This is a genomic window from Pseudomonas sp. GW821-FHT09C08, assembly GCF_059418125.1.
On the sequence record NZ_JBWKPG010000014.1, the window covers coordinates 29,799 to 47,585 of the forward strand.

17 protein-coding genes and 1 pseudogene are annotated in these 17,787 nt (G+C 62.1%); 11 read left to right on the top strand and 7 right to left on the bottom strand.

The features are described from left to right. Positions 1–127 precede the first annotated feature (127 nt). Positions 128–1,534: an amino acid permease gene (locus tag AC07OJ_RS28685; protein ID WP_201145869.1), complete on the top strand. Its 1,407-nt coding sequence runs from the start codon at positions 128–130 to the stop codon at positions 1,532–1,534. Here AC07OJ_RS28685 and AC07OJ_RS28690 read toward each other — a convergent pair. Continuing rightward, the gene (locus AC07OJ_RS28690; RefSeq protein ID WP_495095680.1) at positions 1,480–2,370 is read right to left on the bottom strand and encodes a LysR substrate-binding domain-containing protein; all 891 of its coding nucleotides are present in this window, start codon (positions 2,368–2,370) and stop codon (positions 1,480–1,482) included. The two genes, AC07OJ_RS28685 and AC07OJ_RS28690, sit on opposite strands and share 55 nt — an antisense overlap. Positions 2,371–2,490: 120 nt before the next feature. On the opposite strand from AC07OJ_RS28690, the gene AC07OJ_RS28695 reads away from it, so the two are divergent. From AC07OJ_RS28695 to AC07OJ_RS28715, 5 genes are all read left to right on the top strand, one after another. After that, positions 2,491–3,255 (top strand): sulfite exporter TauE/SafE family protein, encoded by a 765-nt coding sequence (locus tag AC07OJ_RS28695; protein ID WP_495095681.1) that lies wholly within the window; start codon positions 2,491–2,493, stop codon positions 3,253–3,255. 122 nt (positions 3,256–3,377) lie between these two features. Continuing rightward, the gene (gene mdaB / locus AC07OJ_RS28700) at positions 3,378–3,968 is read left to right on the top strand and encodes an NADPH:quinone oxidoreductase MdaB (RefSeq protein ID WP_065908447.1); all 591 of its coding nucleotides are present in this window, start codon (positions 3,378–3,380) and stop codon (positions 3,966–3,968) included. A gap of 30 nt (positions 3,969–3,998) precedes the next feature. Continuing rightward, the gene (locus AC07OJ_RS28705; protein ID WP_282398159.1) at positions 3,999–4,895 is read left to right on the top strand and encodes a LysR family transcriptional regulator; all 897 of its coding nucleotides are present in this window, start codon (positions 3,999–4,001) and stop codon (positions 4,893–4,895) included. 103 nt (positions 4,896–4,998) lie between these two features. Then, positions 4,999–5,892 (top strand): NAD-dependent epimerase/dehydratase family protein, encoded by an 894-nt coding sequence (locus AC07OJ_RS28710; RefSeq protein WP_495095682.1) that lies wholly within the window; start codon positions 4,999–5,001, stop codon positions 5,890–5,892. A 424-nt stretch (positions 5,893–6,316) separates the two neighbouring features. After that, positions 6,317–7,762 carry a SulP family inorganic anion transporter gene (locus tag AC07OJ_RS28715; protein ID WP_106802641.1) on the top strand — a complete coding sequence of 482 codons (1,446 nt, stop codon included), beginning with the start codon at positions 6,317–6,319 and terminating at the stop codon, positions 7,760–7,762. A 23-nt stretch (positions 7,763–7,785) separates the two neighbouring features. On the opposite strand, the gene AC07OJ_RS28720 is transcribed toward AC07OJ_RS28715, so the two are convergent. Continuing rightward, positions 7,786–8,166, bottom strand: a complete 381-nt coding sequence (locus AC07OJ_RS28720) for a lysozyme inhibitor LprI family protein (RefSeq protein WP_495095683.1) — start codon at positions 8,164–8,166, stop codon at positions 7,786–7,788. 248 nt (positions 8,167–8,414) lie between these two features. On the opposite strand from AC07OJ_RS28720, the gene AC07OJ_RS28725 reads away from it, so the two are divergent. The 4 genes from AC07OJ_RS28725 to AC07OJ_RS28740 are packed head-to-tail and all read left to right on the top strand — an operon-like array spanning position 8,415 to position 12,500. Further along, a complete protein-coding gene (locus AC07OJ_RS28725; RefSeq protein ID WP_106802642.1) occupies positions 8,415–9,764 on the top strand; it encodes a GntT/GntP/DsdX family permease in 1,350 nt (449 codons plus the stop codon). A gap of 12 nt (positions 9,765–9,776) precedes the next feature. After that, positions 9,777–10,637 (top strand): MurR/RpiR family transcriptional regulator, encoded by an 861-nt coding sequence (locus AC07OJ_RS28730; protein WP_065908458.1) that lies wholly within the window; start codon positions 9,777–9,779, stop codon positions 10,635–10,637. A 1-nt stretch (position 10,638) separates the two neighbouring features. Further along, positions 10,639–12,102, top strand: a complete 1,464-nt coding sequence (locus AC07OJ_RS28735; RefSeq protein ID WP_106802643.1) for an N-acyl-D-amino-acid deacylase family protein — start codon at positions 10,639–10,641, stop codon at positions 12,100–12,102. A 29-nt stretch (positions 12,103–12,131) separates the two neighbouring features. Continuing rightward, positions 12,132–12,500: a glyoxalase superfamily protein gene (locus AC07OJ_RS28740; RefSeq protein ID WP_065908461.1), complete on the top strand. Its 369-nt coding sequence runs from the start codon at positions 12,132–12,134 to the stop codon at positions 12,498–12,500. 234 nt (positions 12,501–12,734) lie between these two features. Here the strand turns inward: AC07OJ_RS28740 and AC07OJ_RS28745 are convergent, their stop codons facing one another. Together AC07OJ_RS28745 and AC07OJ_RS28750 are read right to left on the bottom strand one after the other, a co-directional pair. After that, the gene (locus AC07OJ_RS28745) at positions 12,735–13,598 is read right to left on the bottom strand and encodes a methyl-accepting chemotaxis protein (RefSeq protein ID WP_371920688.1); all 864 of its coding nucleotides are present in this window, start codon (positions 13,596–13,598) and stop codon (positions 12,735–12,737) included. Further along, positions 13,590–14,780 (bottom strand): annotated as a pseudogene (locus AC07OJ_RS28750) (methyl-accepting chemotaxis protein); the annotation flags it as partial. The gene AC07OJ_RS28745 and the pseudogene AC07OJ_RS28750, both read right to left, overlap by 9 nt. Before the next feature lie 151 nt (positions 14,781–14,931). Here AC07OJ_RS28750 and bamJ point away from each other — a divergent pair. Beyond that, the gene (gene bamJ / locus AC07OJ_RS28755) at positions 14,932–15,549 is read left to right on the top strand and encodes a BamJ family beta-barrel-assembly machinery protein (RefSeq protein ID WP_065908463.1); all 618 of its coding nucleotides are present in this window, start codon (positions 14,932–14,934) and stop codon (positions 15,547–15,549) included. 120 nt (positions 15,550–15,669) lie between these two features. Here the strand turns inward: bamJ and AC07OJ_RS28760 are convergent, their stop codons facing one another. The 3 genes from AC07OJ_RS28760 to AC07OJ_RS28770 form a co-directional block, all read right to left on the bottom strand. Beyond that, entirely contained in the window at positions 15,670–15,927 is a 258-nt protein-coding gene (locus AC07OJ_RS28760) for a PA4570 family protein (protein ID WP_003194088.1), read from the bottom strand. Positions 15,928–16,086: 159 nt separating this feature from the next. Further along, complete coding sequence (locus AC07OJ_RS28765; protein WP_065908466.1) at positions 16,087–16,428, bottom strand: zinc ribbon domain-containing protein YjdM; 342 nt, start codon at positions 16,426–16,428, stop codon at positions 16,087–16,089. A 169-nt stretch (positions 16,429–16,597) separates the two neighbouring features. Beyond that, complete coding sequence (locus tag AC07OJ_RS28770) at positions 16,598–17,566, bottom strand: polyprenyl synthetase family protein (RefSeq protein WP_065908467.1); 969 nt, start codon at positions 17,564–17,566, stop codon at positions 16,598–16,600. Positions 17,567–17,787 lie beyond the last annotated feature (221 nt).

Consider the following 17,787-nt stretch of genomic DNA (forward strand, 5'->3'; position numbering starts at 1 on the left):
GTTCACATGTGGGAACGGGCTTGCCTGTGATGGCGATGGTGAATTCACCGAAATCATCGCAGGCCAGCCAGCTCCTCCAGGGTTCAACACCGGCAGTAACCATCACAATAATAAAGGGGCACCCCACGTGACCACGCCAGACAACGGCTTTGCAGAGATTACCCACCGCGAACTGGGCCTCAGGCGCCAGCTCACTTCCGGCCAGATGAGCATGATCGCCATCGGTGGCGCGATCGGCACCGGGCTGTTCATGGGCAGCGCCTATGCCATCGGCTATGCCGGGCCGAGTGTGCTGATCAGCTACGCCATCGGCGCGCTGATCACCTTGCTGCTGATGGGCTGCCTGGCCGAGATGACGGTGGCCCATTCCACCTCCGGCTCGTTTGGCGCCTACGCCGAGTTCTACATCAGCCCGCTGGCCGGATTCCTGGTGCGTTATGCCTATTGGGCGGCGATCGTGCTGGCGGTGGGCGCCGAGGTCACGGCGGTGGCGATGTACATGAAGTACTGGTTCGCCAACGTACCGGAATGGGTATGGATCGTGTCGTTTTCCAGCGTGCTGATCCTGCTCAATGCGATCAGCGTGAAGACCTTCGGCACCTTCGAATACTGGTTCTCGACCATCAAGATCAGCGCCATCGTCGCCTTCATCCTCCTCGCCGTCTACGTCGTGTTCGGCTCCGGTAACCCGGAATACGGCGTACAGAACTACACGGCCCACGACGGCTTTTTCCCGCATGGCCTGAGCGGCATGTGGATCGCGGTGATCGTGTCGATCTTCAGCTACCTCAGCGTGGAGATGATCGCCGTCGCCGCCGGTGAAGCGGCTGACCCGGAACAAGCGGTGAAAAAGGCCTTTCGCGCGACCATCGTGCGACTGGTGGTGTTCTACCTGCTGACCTTGGCGCTGATGCTCGCCATCGTGCCGTGGAACCAGGCGGGCCAGACCCAGAGCCCGTTCGTCACGGTGATGCAGACCATCGGCATTCCCGGGGCGACCGGGGTGATGAATTTCGTGATCCTGATCGCGGCGCTGTCGGCGATGAACAGCCAGCTCTACATCACCACGCGGATGATGTTCAGCCTGTCTCGCGCAGGTTTTGCGCCCAAGTCCATGGGCGCCCTGAGCAAGAGCGGCATCCCGTTGAATGCGCTGTTGCTGTCCAGCTCGGGCATCGCGCTGGCAACCTTGCTTAACGTGGTGTACCCGGAAAGCTCGTTCACCCTGATGATGGCGATCTCGATGTTTGGCGCGATCTTCACCTGGTTCATGATCTTCCTCACGCACCTGTTCTTCCGGCGCTATCGCCAGCGCCATGGCGGCGCGAAGCTGTCGTTCGAACTGCGCTTGTTTCCCTACAGCACCTTGCTCGGCCTGGTGCTGATGGGCGCGGTGATGATCACCACGTACTTCACCGACGCATTCAAGATGACCCTGGTGTTTGGCGTGCCGTTCCTGCTGATCCTGTCGGCGGTGTATTACGGGTTTTTCCGCAAGGGCAGGGCCAAGGCATCGAACAAGGCCCTGGCGTAACCCGGCAGTTGTTCGAACGAGCGTGCGCATAACAGCAATCGGCGACAGGCCCAGTCCTCCTTGAGCGGCAGGGCCTTGAAGCGGCGCTCCAGCGGCCAGCGTTCCAGTGCGGCCTGGGGCACGATGCCCAGCCCGGCGCCGCCGGCGACCATGCGAATCAGCCCATCAAAGCCATCGGCGCGAATGCGCGTCTGCAAGCGAAAGCCCGCGTGCAGCGCCTGCTCCTCCAGGTACACCGCGAGTGCGCTGTTGGCGGCCAGGCCTACGTAGTCGTATTGCAGGCTGTCGATGAAACTCGCCGTGGTCAACGGATGATCGAGGGGCATGATCAGCACCAGCGGGTCGTCGCGAAACGCCAGCGTCTGCAAACCGTGGGTGTCGACCGCATCAGAGATGATTCCCAGGTCGGCCGTGCCTTGGCGCAAGGCCTGGGTGATGCGCAGGCTCGGCAGCTCCTGCAGGTCGATATCCAGGTTGGCGTGTTCGCGCAGGAAATCCGCCAGCAGTTCCGGCAGGTATTCGCTGAGCGCGGTGGTGTTGCACAACAGGCGCACCTGGCCTTTGACGCCATTGGCGTATTCCGCGAGGTCCTGTTGCAGGTGGTCGGCCTGTTGCAACAGCAGGCGCGCGTGGCGGGCCAGGGCTTTGCCGGCCGGCGTTGGGGTGACGCCACGACGGCCGCGCTCGAGAAAGGCGATGCCCAGCGAGGCCTCCATCGCCCGGATGCGCGCACTGGCCGCCGCCAGGGACAGATGACTGCGCGCGGCGCCGGCGGTGATGTTGCCGGTGTCGAGGATGTGCAGGTAGAGGCGCAGGTCGATCAAATCAAAGTGCATGGCGGCTGTTCTCGGGTGACTGGCTTGCCAGCGATGGCGTCCTCAGCCTCACGCAAAACAAGAGGCTGCCTCAGTATATGGCGAATTTCCCGCCGCATCGAAACCCCTCACAATCGCCCCATGAATACCTTCCTGACCTTCTACCAAAACCTCGGCCCAGCCCTGACGCTGCTGGTGATCGGCACCTTTCTGCTGGCCGGCACCGTCAAGGGGGTGATCGGCCTCGGCCTGCCCACCGTCGCCATGGGCCTGCTCGGCCTGGCTATGCTGCCGACGCAGGCTGCGGCGTTACTGATCATTCCGTCGACAGTTACCAACCTCTGGCAACTGGCCTTCGGCGGGCACCTGCGCGCGTTGCTCAAGCGCCTGTGGCCGCTGCTGTTGCTGATTTTTCTCGGCACCGGGCTCGGCAGCGTGTGGCTGGGCATGGACGGCGGCCATTGGGTGGTGCGTGCGCTCGGCGGAGCCTTGCTGGTGTACGCATTGAGCGGGCTGTTTTTGCCCACGCTCAAGGTCAAGCCCGAGACCGAACGCTGGCTCGGCCCGCTGTGTGGGCTGATCACGGGGGTGATCACCTCGGCCACCGGTGTGTTTGTGATTCCGGCTGTGCCGTACCTGCAGGCATTGGGTTTGAACCGCGATGAGTTGGTGCAGGCGCTGGGCCTGTCGTTCACGGTTTCGACGCTGGCGCTGGCCGCCGGTTTGGCCTGGCGCGGCAACCTCGGCGGTGGCGAAATCAACGCCTCGATGTTGGCGTTGTTCCCGGCGCTGCTGGGGATGTGGCTAGGCCAGACGCTGCGCCAGCGCATCAGCGCGGTGGTATTCAAACGCGTATTTTTCATCGGTATGGCGCTGTTGGGGGGCCACCTGCTGATTAGCGGATAATTCACAAGTGCGCAGTTATTCGTGCGTATGGGTCAAATGTATTTTGCTGCACCACCGCTTATTCCCAGGGTTACGAGTCGCTAGTCTGCCGCCAGACATTTCTAACCCCTTGGATCCCTGCGATGAAAAAAGTCCTCCTGCTCAACGGCGGTAAAAAATTCGCCCACTCCGATGGTCGCTACAACGCCACCCTGCACGACGCCGCCGTGGCCGTGCTGGACCGTGGCGGTATCGACGTCAAAGTCACCCACATCGACGAGGGCTACGATGTCGCCGAAGAAGTGGCCAAATTCCTCTGGGCCGACGTGATCATCTACCAGATGCCCGGCTGGTGGATGGGCGCACCGTGGATCGTCAAAAAGTACATCGACGAGGTCTTCACCGAAGGCCACGGCAGCCTGTACGCCAGCGACGGCCGCACCCGTTCCGATTCGTCGCAGAAATACGGCAGCGGCGGCCTGATCCAGGGCAAGCAGTACATGCTCTCGCTGACCTGGAACGCGCCGCAGCAAGCCTTCGACGACCCGAGCGATTTCTTTGAGGCCAAGGGTGTCGACGCGGTGTACTTTGCGTTCCACAAGGCCAACGAGTTCCTCGGCATGACCGGCCTGCCGACCTTCTTGTGCGTGGACGTGATGAAACGCCCGGCCATCGAGGCCGACGTGGCGCGCTACGAGCAGCACCTGGCGCAGGTGTTCAACCTCTCGGTGTAAGCTGGCAGGAATCGATAAAGAGGACAGCCTGTGAAAGCCCGATCCGATGAGCTCCAGATCTTCGTCAGCGTGATTGAATGCGGTTCGATTTCCGCCGCAGCGGAGCAGGTCGGGCAGACGCCCTCGGCGGTCAGCCGCACCCTGTCGCGCCTGGAAGCCAAGCTCGACACCACGTTGATCAACCGCACCACGCGGCGCATGGACCTGACTGAGGAGGGTAAATACTTCTTCGAGCAGGCCAAGGTGATCCTGGCGCAGATGGAGGAGCTGGAAGAACGCTTGTCGTCGCGTCAGAAAAACCCGGCCGGGCGCCTGCGCATCAATGCTGCAGTACCGTTCATGCTGCATGGGATCGTGCCGTACATCGACGAGTTTCGCCGGTTGTACCCGGATATCCAGCTGGAGCTGAACAGCGATGACTTGATCATCGACCTGCTGGAACAGAGCACCGACATTGCCATTCGCATCGGCGTGCTGGCCGATTCGACCCTGCATGCGCGCGCCCTCGGCTGGTCGCCGCTGCATATCCTCGCCAGCCCTGAATACCTCAAGCAGCACGGCGCCCCGGCAACGGTGGCCGAGCTGGCCGAGCACACGTTGCTGGGGTTCACCCAGACCGAAACCCTCAACCACTGGCCATTGCGCCATGTGGAGGGCGACCGCTGGCTGATCCAGCCGGGGATTGCTGCGTCGAGTGGTGAAACCCTGCGTCACCTGGCGTTGGCAGGGCAGGGGATTTGCTGCCTGTCGAATTTTATGACCCTGGAAGACATCAGCGCCGGGCGCCTGGTGCCGGTGCTGGAAGCGTTCAATACCGGTTATCGCCAGCCGATCCACGCGGTGTTCTACCGCAACTCGCAACTGGCGCTGCGCATCCAGTGCTTCCTGGACTTCATCCAGGCCAAATTGGCGCGCTATGCCCGTTGATTCGTGACCTGCGCGCAAGAGTGAATTGGGCACCAGGGGCTTATTCGCCAGGGAGGGGTCCGTAACAATGGGCCCATCACTTACCCAGTCAGGAGCACACTCCATGAACGTATTCATCACCGGCGCTGCAGGTTTTATCGGCGGCTCCATCGCCACGGGCCTGGTCAAGGCCGGCCATCACGTTACCGGCCTGGTGCGCAGCGCCGAGCAAGCGGCTGAAATGAGCGCCCTGGGCATTACCCCAGTCATCGGCACCCTGGATGACGCCGGCGTATTGACCGAGCAGGCCAAGCGCGCCGATGCGGTGATCAACGCCGCGAGCAGCGACCATCGTGCTGCCGTGGAAACCTTGCTGGCCGCGTTGAAAGGTTCGAACAAGCCATTCCTGCACACCAGCGGTTCGAGCATTGTTGGTGATGCATCCGGCGGCAAGGCCAGTGATGTCATCTACTTTGAAGACAACCTGCCGGCGCCGACGGTCGACAAGGCCGCGCGCGTAGCCATCGACAACCTGATCCTGGCGGCTGCCAACGACGGCGTGAACTCGGCGGTGATCTGCAACACCTTGATCTACGGGCACAGCCTGGGTGTGAAGCGTGACAGCGTGCAATTGCCGCGCTTGCTCAAGCAGGCCCGCAAGAGCGGCGTGGTGCGCCACGTGGGGACCGGGCAGAACATCTGGTCCAACGTGCACATTGACGACGTGGTGGCCCTGTATCTGCTGGCGCTGACCAGGAACGTGCCGGGCACCTTCTACTTTGTGGAAAGCGGCGAGGCGGCGTTTATCGACATGACCACCGCGATTGCCGCCGCCCTGAACCTGGGCCAGCCGCAGGATTGGCCATTGGCCGAGGCTGAAGCCGAGTGGGGCTATGAAATGGCCAACTATGGCCTGGGCTCCAACAGCCGCGTGCGCGGCAAACACGCGCGTGAACTGCTGGGCTGGGCGCCGAAGCGTACGTCGGTGGTGGAGTGGATTCGCCACGAGATGGTCTGATTTTTCTGCCGCTCAACTTGTGGCTGTAGCTGTAGTTGGGCGGTCGGGCGGGCGGGCTTTTTGTGGCGAGCGGGCTTGCCCCGCGTTGGGCTGCGAAGCGGCCCCATCCCAGCCATAGCCTATATTCCGACAGATATGCGCTGAATGGTTTGGGGGGCTGCTTCGCAGCCCAACGCGGGGCAAGCCCGCTCGCCACATGGAACGCGTCCGCCACACACAATTGCCTATCACACCAAGCCCGTCTGCCACACAAACGTGCCTATCACACCAAGCCCGTCCGCCACACAAGCGTGCTTGTCAGAACGACTCCGCTTGTCACAACCGGCCCGTTCCCCACCGGGGAGTGCCTGCCTGAAAAATCTGGTTCTGCCGCGCTCAATTCCGTACCATTCCCTGCCTTATCCCCGCAATGCCCTGGTACCTCATGAACCTCACCCGTCTGCGCGCCGATGCCCTGGCCGGCCTCACCACGTCTTTTGCGTTGCTGCCCGAATGCATCGCCTTTGCCCTGGTCGCCCACCTCAACCCGCTGATGGGCCTCTACGGCGCCTTTATCATCTGCACTCTCACGGCGCTGTTTGGCGGCCGGCCCGGCATGGTGTCGGGGGCGGCGGGCTCGATGGCGGTGGTGATCGTCGCGCTCGTGGTGCAGCACGGCGTGGAGTACCTGCTGGCGACGGTGCTGCTGGGCGGGCTGATCATGGTCGCGTTCGGCCTGTTGCGCCTGGGCAAGCTGGTGCGCATGGTGCCGCACCCGGTGATGCTGGGGTTCGTCAACGGCCTGGCGATCATTATTGCGCTGGCGCAACTGGAACACTTCAAAAGCGGTGACACCTGGCTCAGCGGTACGCCGTTGTATGTGATGACCGGCCTGGTGCTGGTGACCATGGCCATCGTCTACCTGCTGCCGCGCATAACGCGCGCCGTGCCGCCGGCCCTGGTGGCGATTCTCGGCGTGGGCCTGGCGGTGTACCTGCTCGGCCTGCCGACCCGCACCCTCGGCGACATGGCCCACATCGCCGGCGGCCTGCCGACCTTTGCCCTGCCGCAGATCCCCTGGACCCTGGAAACCCTCGGCATCATCGCGCCCTACGCGTTCCTGATGGCCATGGTCGGCCTGCTGGAAACCCTGCTGACCTTGAACCTCACCGACGAAATCACCGAAAGCCGGGGCTACCCCGACCGCGAAAGCGTGGCCCTGGGGGCGGCGAATATGGTCTCGGGCCTGTTCGGTGGCATGGGCGGTTGCGCGATGATCGGGCAAACCGTGATCAACCTCAGTTCTGGCGGGCGCGGGCGTTTTTCCGGGGTGTTTGCCGGGGTGATGATCCTGTTGTTCATTCTGTTTCTGTCACCGCTGATCGAGCGGATCCCGCTGGCGGCGCTGGTGGGGGTGATGTTTGTGGTGTCCCAGCAGACCTTCGCCTGGGCGTCGCTGCGGGTCATCAACAAAGTGCCGTTCAATGACGTGCTGGTGATTCTCGCGGTGACGGTGATCACCGTGTTCACCGACCTGGCCACCGCCGTGCTGTGCGGCATCGTGATTGCCGCGCTGAATTTTGCCTGGCAACAGGCGCGGGAGTTGTATGCCGATGAGCACCTGGAGGCCGACGGCAGCAAGCTCTATCGCCTGCACGGCACCTTGTTCTTCGCCTCGACTACGCCATTCCTGAACCAATTCGATCCAGCCAACGACCCGGCCCAGGTGACGCTGGACTGCCGTCACCTGAGTTTTGTCGACTATTCAGCGATTGCCGCGCTGATGACCCTGCGCGAGCGCTACACCAAGGCCGGCAAGCACCTGCGGGTGCTGCATTTGTCCGAGCGCTGCAAGAAGCTGCTCAAGCGCGCCAAGGTCCATCACGATTAACCTGCCGGCTTCTACAAGGGGAGTTATGGCCCGACCAGGTCTTCGAGTTCCTGGGCGCGGGTCTGGGTCATGTCCAGCACGCAGCCGGAGCCATTGACCTGGTCGATCGTGCCGCCGGTGGCACTGCCGGCGAAGGCACAATTGGCGTCGCGGTATTTTATCCACAGGCGCTGCACGTCCTGCAGCTGCTGTTTGCGCGCGCCTTCCTGGGCCGCGAGGGCGGTCTTGTAGGCGCGGTTCAGGCGATCGTCCTGCACCTTGGCTTCCTTGGCGTTGCAACCGACCATGTCGGCGGTCGTGTTGGCGCCGTCCATGCATTTTTTCAGCGCCGCGTTATCGGCGGCCGAGGCAACGCCGCACAAGGTCAGAAACAGCGCGCCGGCGGCGAGGGAGGTGCGAATCATGGTCGATTTTCCTGGGCATGAGTGGATGCGCATTCTATGACTCAACGCCCGCCCCTGAGTTTCCGGCAGTTGCTGATCTTCATGTAAGAACACACCTTGAATTTTCATGCGTGCGTGTCGGGCATATCCCAACGCGACAGCACGTGTCTGTGGGCGAAAATTACTTTCATAAAATTTGAAAATACTCCTCGGTAATGATTTATGAGTTTCACAACCAATTCGACGTGACCCTTTCCTAGGAGTACCGCATGGCCGCATTACCGGGCTTCGGGCTATTGGCATACGCTGCCATTGCCATCATTGCATTGATCGTGCTGATTGCACGTTACCGACTCAACCCGTTTATCGTCATCACCCTGGTGTCCATTGGCCTCGCGCTGATGGCCGGGATGCCGGCGGACACCATCATGGGGTCTTATGAGGCGGGTGTCGGCAAGACGCTGGGGCACATCGCCCTGGTGGTGGCGCTGGGCACCATGCTCGGCAAGATGATGGCCGAATCCGGCGGCGCCGAGCAGGTGGCGCGCACGCTGATCAACCGCTTCGGCGAGCGCAATGCCCACTGGGCCATGGTGTGCATCGCCTTCCTGGTGGGGCTGCCGCTGTTTTTCGAGGTCGGTTTTGTGTTGCTGGTGCCGATCGCCTTTACCGTGGCGCGGCGCGTGGGCGTGTCGATCCTGATGGTCGGGCTGCCGATGGTCGCCGGCTTGTCCGTGGTGCATGCGCTGGTGCCGCCGCACCCGGCGGCGATGATGGCGGTGCTGGCCTATAACGCATCGGTGGGGCAGACCGTGCTCTACGCGATCCTCATCGGCATCCCGACGGCGATCATCGCCGGTCCCGTGTATGCCAAATTCATCGTGCCGCGTATTCACCTGCCGGCGGAAAATCCGCTGGAGCGCCAGTTCATCGAGCGCGAACCTCGCGAGCGCTTGCCGAGCTTTGCGCTGACCATGGGTACCATCCTGTTGCCGGTGGTGCTGATGATGATCGGCGGTTGGGCCAACGTCATTTCCACCCCGGGCACCGGGTTCAACCAATTCCTGTTGTTTATCGGCAACTCGGTGATCGCCCTGCTGGTGGCGACCCTGGTGAGCTTCTGGACCCTGGGCCTGGCGCAAGGCTTCAACCGCGAGTCGATCCTCAAGTTCACCAATGAATGCCTGGCGCCGACCGCGAGCATCACCTTGCTGGTGGGGGCGGGCGGTGGCCTGAACCGGATCCTCGTGGATGCAGGCGTCACCAATGAAATCCTGGGCCTGGCCCATGCGTTCCAGTTGTCGCCGCTGGTAATGGGGTGGCTGTTTGCAGCCCTGATGCGCATTGCCACGGGTTCGGCCACGGTGGCCATGACCACCGCATCCGGCGTGGTAGCGCCGGTTGCCCTGGGAATGGGTTATCCACACCCTGAATTGCTGGTGCTGGCCACCGGTGCGGGTTCGGTAATCTTTTCCCACGTCAACGACGGCGGCTTCTGGCTGATCAAGGAATACTTCAATATGACGGTGATCCAGACCTTCAAGACCTGGACCGTATTGGAGACCCTGATTTCGGTGGTCGCCTTTGGTCTCACGTATGGTCTGTCCTGCATTTTGTAACCCGGAGACCCCATGGACATCCTCTACCAGATCCGCGCCCGCCAGGATTCCTTCAGCGCCGGCGAAGGGCGTATCGCCAGGCTGATGCTTGAGGATGTGGCATTTGCCGCGTCGGCCAGCCTGGAAGAGTTGTCCCAGCGGGCCGAAGTCAGCACCGCAACCTTGTCGCGGTTTGCGCGCAGTGTCGGCTGTCGCGACTTGCGCGATCTGCGCCTGCAGCTGGCCCAGGCCAGTGGTGTCGGCAGTCGCTTCCTGGACCCGGCGGGGCTGCCCGAGCAGTCGGCGTTTCATCGGCAGATACTCGGCGATATCGAAACGACGTTGCGTCAGCATTTGTCGGGGTTCAACCAGGCGAGTTTTGTCGATGCGGTCAACCTGCTCGGCAAGGCGCGGATGATTCACGCCTTCGGCATGGGCGGCCCGTCGAGCCTGTGCAGCGACGAGTTGCAGGTGCGACTGGTGCGCCTGGGGTACCCGATTGCTGCCAGCCACGACCCGGTGATGATGCGGGTCACGGCCGCGACGCTGGGGCCCGAACAGGCACTGATCGTCTGCTCGCTGACCGGCCTCACGCCCGAGTTGCTGGAGGTGGTGAAGCTGGCGCGCAACTATGACGCTCGCATCGTCGCTATCACCCTGGCCGATTCTCCGCTGGCCGAGTTGGCGGATGTCCTGCTGCCGCTGCAACCGGCCGAAACCAGTTTTATCTACAAACCCACGGCGGCGCGCTACGGAATGCTGCTGGCCATCGACCTGCTCGCCACCGAGCTGGCGCTGGCCATGCCGGACGACAACCAGGAACGCCTGCGCCGGATCAAGCTGGCTCTGGACGATTATCGCGGCGGCCCTGACAGCCTGCCGCTTGGAGACTGATATGAAGTACGACACGCTGATTCGCCAGGCGCTGATCATCGATGGCAGCAACACCGAAGGCTATGTTGCCGATGTGGGGCTGCGCGACGGGCGCATCGAAACGATCGGCGATTTGTCGGCAGCACGCGCCGAGCATGAAATCGAGGCCGCGGGCCGGGTGCTGGCACCGGGTTTCATCGACGTGCACACCCACGATGACACGGTGGTGATCCGCCATCCGCAGATGCTGCCCAAGCTCAGCCAGGGTGTGACCACGGTGATCGTCGGCAACTGTGGCATCAGTGCGTCGCCGGTGAGCCTGCGCGGCGCCCCGCCGGACCCGATGAACCTGTTGGGCACGCGTGAAGCCTTCGCCTATCCGCGTTTTATCGATTACCGCCTGGCGGTGGAAAACGCTCACCCGGCCGTCAACGTCGCCGCGTTGATCGGCCACACGGCGTTGCGCAGCAACCATATGGACGATCTGCACCGCACCGCCACGCCCGGTGAAATCGCGCACATGCGGGCGCAGTTGCAGGAAAGTCTCGAAGCCGGCGCGCTGGGCTTATCCACAGGCCTGGCCTACGCCAGTGCGTTCAATGCCGAGACCGATGAAGTGCTGCAACTGAGTGAAGAACTGACGGCCTTCGGTGCGGTGTACACCACCCATCTGCGCAGCGAATTCGAGCCGGTGCTGGAGGCGATGGACGAGGCTTTCCTGATCGGCCGGCATGCCAAGGCGCCGGTGATCATTTCCCACCTCAAATGCGCCGGTGCCGGTAACTGGGGGCGTAGTCCACAGCTGTTGGCGGCGCTGGAGATGGCGGCGAAAACCCACCCGGTGGGCTGTGATTGTTATCCCTATGCGGCGAGTTCTTCGACCCTGGACCTCAAGCAAGTCACCGATGCGTTTCGCATCACCATCACCTGGTCCACGCCGCATCCGGAGATGGGCGGGCGTGACTTGCAGGACATCGCTGCCGAGTGGGACGTTTCGCTGATGGACGCGGCGCGTCGCCTGCAACCGGCAGGGGCGGTGTACTACGGGATGGATGAAGCGGATGTACGACGCATCCTTGCGCATCCGCTGTCGATGGTGGGGTCGGACGGCTTGCCCGAAGACCCGTTTCCGCACCCGCGTTTATGGGGCGCGTTTCCACGGGTGCTGGGGCATTTCAGCCGTGACGTGGGGTTGTTTCCACTGCACACGGCGGTGCACAAAATGACCGGGTTGTCGGCGGCGCGTTTTGGCCTGGCTGAGCGCGGTGAAATCCGTGAAGGGTATTGGGCTGACCTGGTGTTGTTCGATCCCCTGCGGGTGCGCGATGTGGCGGACTTCAAAGCCCCGCAACGTGCCGCCGAGGGCATTGACGGTGTGTGGGTCAATGGCGTGCTGAGCTACAGCGACGGGCAGGCCAATGGTCAGCGGCCGGGACGGTTTTTGGCGCGCAGCGGGGATTTGCGCGGCGGGTTTTCGTCTCTATAGTGGGCGATCTCATACACGGAGCGAGCGCAATGCACTTAGGAAAAGTCACCCCCATCCTGCGGATCTTCGACGAGGCCAAGGCGTTGGAGTTTTACGTCGATTTCCTCGGGTTCAAGGTGGATTGGCAGCATCGCTTCGAAGCGAATTTCCCGCTGTATTTGCAGGTGTCGTTGGGCGACTGCGTGCTGCATTTGTCCGAGCACCACGGCGATGCTTCGCCCGGCTCGGCGGTGCGGATTCAGGCGCAGGGCGTGGACGCGTACCAGCAGCAATTGCTGGCCAAGGATTATCGGTATGCCAAGCCTGGGGTTGAAGCAACGCCTTGGGGCTCGCGGGAGATGAGCATCGGCGACCCATTTGGCAATCGGCTGGTGTTTGTCGAGGAAGGCGAGGGCTGATCGGTCAATCGCAGGCAATAAAAAACCGCCTGGGTAGGCGGTTTTTTTTGCACTCCCAGTGAGTGGCCGGGGGTGCTATCTAAAAAGACGCAATCGACCCGCAGACGGATACTAGGCCGGTTATGTAATCACGCCACTAATCACGTGTGGACATTCCTGCGGGACAGCTTCGATGACCTCTAAGGTCTGAGAAGTGGAGCCGCCTCGGCTTAAACCGAGGCGGCTTTTTGTTGCTTAAACCCGGAAGTGACTGACCATCTGCTGCAATTGGCTGCCCAAACGCGCCAGCTCAACGCTGGACTTGGCCGTCTCGTCGCTCGCCGTTGCAGTCTGCTCCGACACATCACGCACGTTGACAATGCTGCGGCTGATCTCTTCCGCAACGGCGCTCTGCTGTTCGGCGGCGGCGGCGATCTGCTGGTTCATCGACTGGATATTCGACACCGTGCGGGTGATGTTCTCCAGCGACACGCCGGCCTTGCGCGTCAGCTCGACGCTGCTGTCGGTGAGGCTGCGGCTGTTGTTCATCACATTGGCGACTTGCTGGGTGCCGTTCTGCAAACCGGCCACCAGGCCTTCGATTTCCTCGGTGGATTTCTGTGTGCGCTGGGCCAGGCCACGCACTTCATCGGCCACCACGGCAAAGCCGCGACCGGCTTCACCGGCACGCGCCGCTTCAATCGCGGCGTTGAGGGCGAGCAGGTTGGTCTGTTCGGCTACGGCCTTGATCACGTCCATTACGCTGCCAATCTTGTTGCTCTCTTGCTGCAGGTGCGTCATCGCGTCGGTGGAGCGCGCTACTTCGGTGGCCAGGCGCTCGATCTGGGCGATGGCTTCCGCCACGACCTTGTCGCCTTCGCGGGCCTGGCCGTCGGCTTCGGAAGCCGCCTGGGAGGCTTGCTCGGCATTGCGCGCCACTTCCTGCACGGTGGCGGTCATTTCATGCATCGCGGTGGCGACCTGGTCGGTCTCGATCTTCTGGCTGTTTACGCCGGCGCTGGTCTGCTCGGTCACGGCCGACAGCTCTTCGGCGGCGCTGGCGATCTGGGTGACGCCATCACGAATGCCGCTGATCAGCTCGCGCAGGGTCGTGCCCATGCGCTGGATGCCTTGTTGCAACACGCCGAGTTCATCGCGGCGGGTCACCTGGATGTTGTGGCTCAGGTCGCCGGAAGCGATGCGCTCCACCACGGCCAGGGTTTCCTGCAAGGGTCGGGTGATCTGGCGGGTGATCACCAGGGCGGCAATGACACCGACCAGCAGCGCCAGCAACGTGCTGATCAATTGCAGGCTGCGGGCCTGGGCGCTTTCGGCGTCACGGCGATCCAGCTGGATGTCGTACAGCTTGTCGCTGATGGTGACAATGTCGGCGCCTTGGGTGGTCATTTCGGCGCGGGCGGCGACGATGTTGGCGTTGGCAGCCTTGTAGTTCTGCACGGCGCTGCGGTAGTCGCCCAGGGCGGTTTCCAGCGCGCTCAACGCGCTTTGCTGGCCGGCACCGAAAACGGCGCTGAGGCCCTTCAGGCCGTTGATGGCTTTTTCGATTTGTGCGGCGGCGCGGGCTTCGGTTTCCGCGTTGACGTTGCCGGTGTAGCCGCGCACTTCGTAGCGGGCCAACTGGAATTGCATCTTGGCATCGGCGACGGCCTGGAACTGGGCCAGGTGCTCGGAGCTGTCCGGGGCTTGCTTCACGCTGGTTTCCAGCGCGTTGATTTGTGCATTGGCGATGTCGGCCTTTTCGCCCATCAGCTGGCGAGAGGCATTGCCGTTACGGTAGGCCTCGCGCATTTTGTTCAACGACTGCTGGTAGGCGGTGATGATGTTTTTCTGCTCGGTGAGCAGCTTGCGGTTTTCCGGGCTCTTGAAGCTGTCCAGCAGTTTCTGCTGCTGAGCCGTGAACGCGTCCAGGTTGGTCTGTACGTTCTGGGCCACGGCTTCGTCGCCGTTGGCGAGCATGTACTGCAGGCGCACGATCCGCAGTTTGGTCAGCGACGCATTGAGCTGGGTGATGTCGCTCATCCAGTTGCTGCGGTCGATCAGGCCGCCCAGGCTGGTCCAGCCGGTCAGGGCCAGGATTGACGTGAGGACCAGCACCAGGCCGAAGCCCAGGCCGAGTTTGAGATTGACGCTAATGTTGCCGAACCAGCTGTTCATCGAATGCTCCGCAAAAATTGATGTCTGTCTGCTGGACGGTGTTGTTCTTTGAGCCAGCCAAGTTGTGTAGGGCTGTATCGGCGGGGGGCAAGGAATCTGAACCTTTATTCGTAAGCCGATAGGCATCGCCGCCGCATAACCGACCAGCGGCGCTCGGTCGGCGGGCTGCGCGCGGCTGATCCCGGACTGACATTCTGTGCTAGTCTGCTGGCCCTTTTAGTTTCGGGCAGTGCAGGAAAACAGTGTTTTCAGCCCTGCCCTACAGCGGAGCCTCTTCATGTCCGAAGTTAATCTGTCCACCGACGAAACCCGCGTCAGCTACGGTATCGGCCGTCAGTTGGGCGACCAACTGCGCGACAACCCGCCACCGGGTGTCAGCCTGGACGCAATCCTGGCTGGCCTGACCGACGCGTTCGCCGGCAAGCCAAGCCGCGTTGACCAGGAGCAAATGGCTGCGAGCTTCAAAGTCATCCGCGAAATCATGCAAGCCGAAGCCGCTGCCAAGGCTGAAGCCGCTGCAGGTGCCGGCCTGGCATTCCTGGCGGAAAACGCCAAGCGTGACGGCATCACCACCCTGGCTTCCGGCCTGCAATTTGAAGTGTTGACCCAAGGTGACGGCGCCAAGCCGACCCGTGAAGACCAAGTGCGTACTCACTACCACGGCACGTTGATCGACGGCACGGTGTTCGACAGCTCCTACGAGCGCGGCCAGCCTGCAGAATTCCCGGTGGGTGGCGTGATCGCCGGCTGGACCGAAGCCCTGCAACTGATGAATGCCGGCAGCAAATGGCGCCTGTACGTGCCGAGCGAACTGGCTTACGGCGCTCAAGGCGTTGGCAGCATCCCGCCGCACAGCGTTCTGGTGTTCGACGTCGAGCTGCTCGACGTTCTGTAAGACCTGCTTTATGTGGGAGCCGGGCTTGCCCGCGATGCAGACGACTCGATCCGAGCTGTTATCGAGTGGAAGACATCGCAGGCAAGCCAGCTGCCACACAGGGCCTGTGTGTTGGCTGGTTCATGGATGGAACTTGCCATTGAGTTCCGTGGCCGGGCGCAAAGCTCGGGCATAGCAGAACAGAAACAGATTGCGCACCACTTCCTTGAGTACACCGGGTTCACTCGAACTCAGGCCATTCACGTCCAGGTCGCCCTGGTCCTGCAGTTCATTGAGTGCCTCTTCTTCCAGCACCGCACAGACTTCGCCGGTTTCCCGATGCAGGATCCGCAGGTAAGGGTGTGGACGATCCAGCCAGGCATCTATCAAATAAGTCATGGTCGTTCTCCTTGATGAGTTTCAATGAGAATAATTCTTATTCGTAGAATAGCAAGTGCCTATTGGCGGTTTCCGGGTTTTTCTGTGTGGATATTGCGTTCGATCAACGCAGAGGGCGAAACGCCATCCCGCGGCGGGCGCGGGATGGGTGCAGCAGATTCAGACTTTGCGCACGAACTCGGACTTGAGTTTCATCGGGCCAATGCCGTCGATCTTGCAATCGATATCGTGGTCGCCGTCGCACAGGCGGATGTTCTTGACCTTGGTGCCGACCTTGACCACCAGGGACGTGCCCTTGACCTTGAGGTCCTTGATCACGGTGATGGTGTCGCCGTCCTGCAGGACGTTGCCCACAGAGTCTTTCTTCACGGTTTCATCGCCCGCCACTTCGGCCTCGCCACTGGCGGACCATTCATGGGCGCATTCCGGGCAGACCAGCTGGGCGCCGTCTTCGTAGGTGTATTCGGAATTGCATTTCGGGCAGGGTGGCAACGTGCTCACTAAAGCTCCTTGAAAGTCAGGGATGGCTAAAAGTCGCACATTATATAGGGATTTGTAGGGGGAGGGGGCGATGTGGTCTTAATGTAGGAGCGGGCTTGCCTGCGATGACTGCAGTGAATTCACTACCGCTATCGCAGGCAAGCCCGCTCCTACATCAAGTGCGGCGCAATCAGTGCGTCCGCGCGACCGCGAACTCACTCAGCTCAACCAGGGCATCCCGGTATTCGCTGGCCGGAAGGGCTTCCAGGCATTTGATCGCACGGGCCACGTAGTCACGCGCCAATTGCGCGGTGTACTCGAGGGAACCGGAGGCTTCCACGGCGACGCGGATGGCCTCCAGGTCCTCGATCCCGCCTTTCTGGATCGCCTTGCGCACCAGGGCGGCCTGTTCCGGGGTGCCTTCGCGCATGGTGTAGATCAGCGGCAAGGTCGGCTTGCCCTCGGCCAGGTCGTCACCGACGTTCTTGCCCAGGGTCTCGGCATCGCCCTTGTAGTCGAGCAGGTCGTCGACCAGCTGGAACGCCACGCCCAGGTGATCCCCGAAGGTGCGCAGGGCTTCGGCCTGTTCGGCCGTCGCGCCACACAGGGCGGCGGCGCTGTGGGTCGAGGCTTCGAAGAGCATCGCGGTCTTGCCGCGAATCACTTCCATATAGGTTTCTTCGGTGGTGCTGGCGTCGCGGACCTTGGACAGCTGCAACACTTCGCCTTCGGCGATGATGCGCGTGGCCTGTGAAAGAATCTTCATCACCGGCATCGAGCCCAGCTCGACCATCATTTCGAACGAGCGCGAGTACAGGAAGTCGCCCACCAGCACGCTCGGGGCGTTGCCCCACATCGCATTGGCGGTCTCACGGCCACGGCGCATGCCGGACATGTCGACCACGTCGTCATGCAGCAGGGTGGCGGTGTGCAGGAACTCGATAGTGGCGGCCAGCAGGCGCACGTCATCGCCTTCGCGACCCAGGGCCTTGCCGCACAGCAACACTAATAAAGGACGCAGGCGCTTACCGCCCGCCGACGTAATATAGTCGCCAATTTTGGAGACCAGCGGCACTTTAGACGTCAGCTGCTGCTTGATGATGCCGTCGACGGCGCTAAAATCGTCCGCGACCGCGCGGTAGAAAGCTTGGGGTTGCATCAGCGACAGTCGCTCCAGAAGGGTTGCGCGGCATGCTAGGACCCTGACCCCCGGGTGTCAAGGCGCGATAGGCGGCCACTTGCAACGTATCAAAGCCTTGCGTACAATCGCGCACCCTGAACTTCCTGGGCAGCACCTGCCTTACGCAATTGCATTCGGGACGTCCATCCCATGCAGCCATGCCAGCCAATACCTCTTCTTATAAAGCGCTGGGTGAGCAG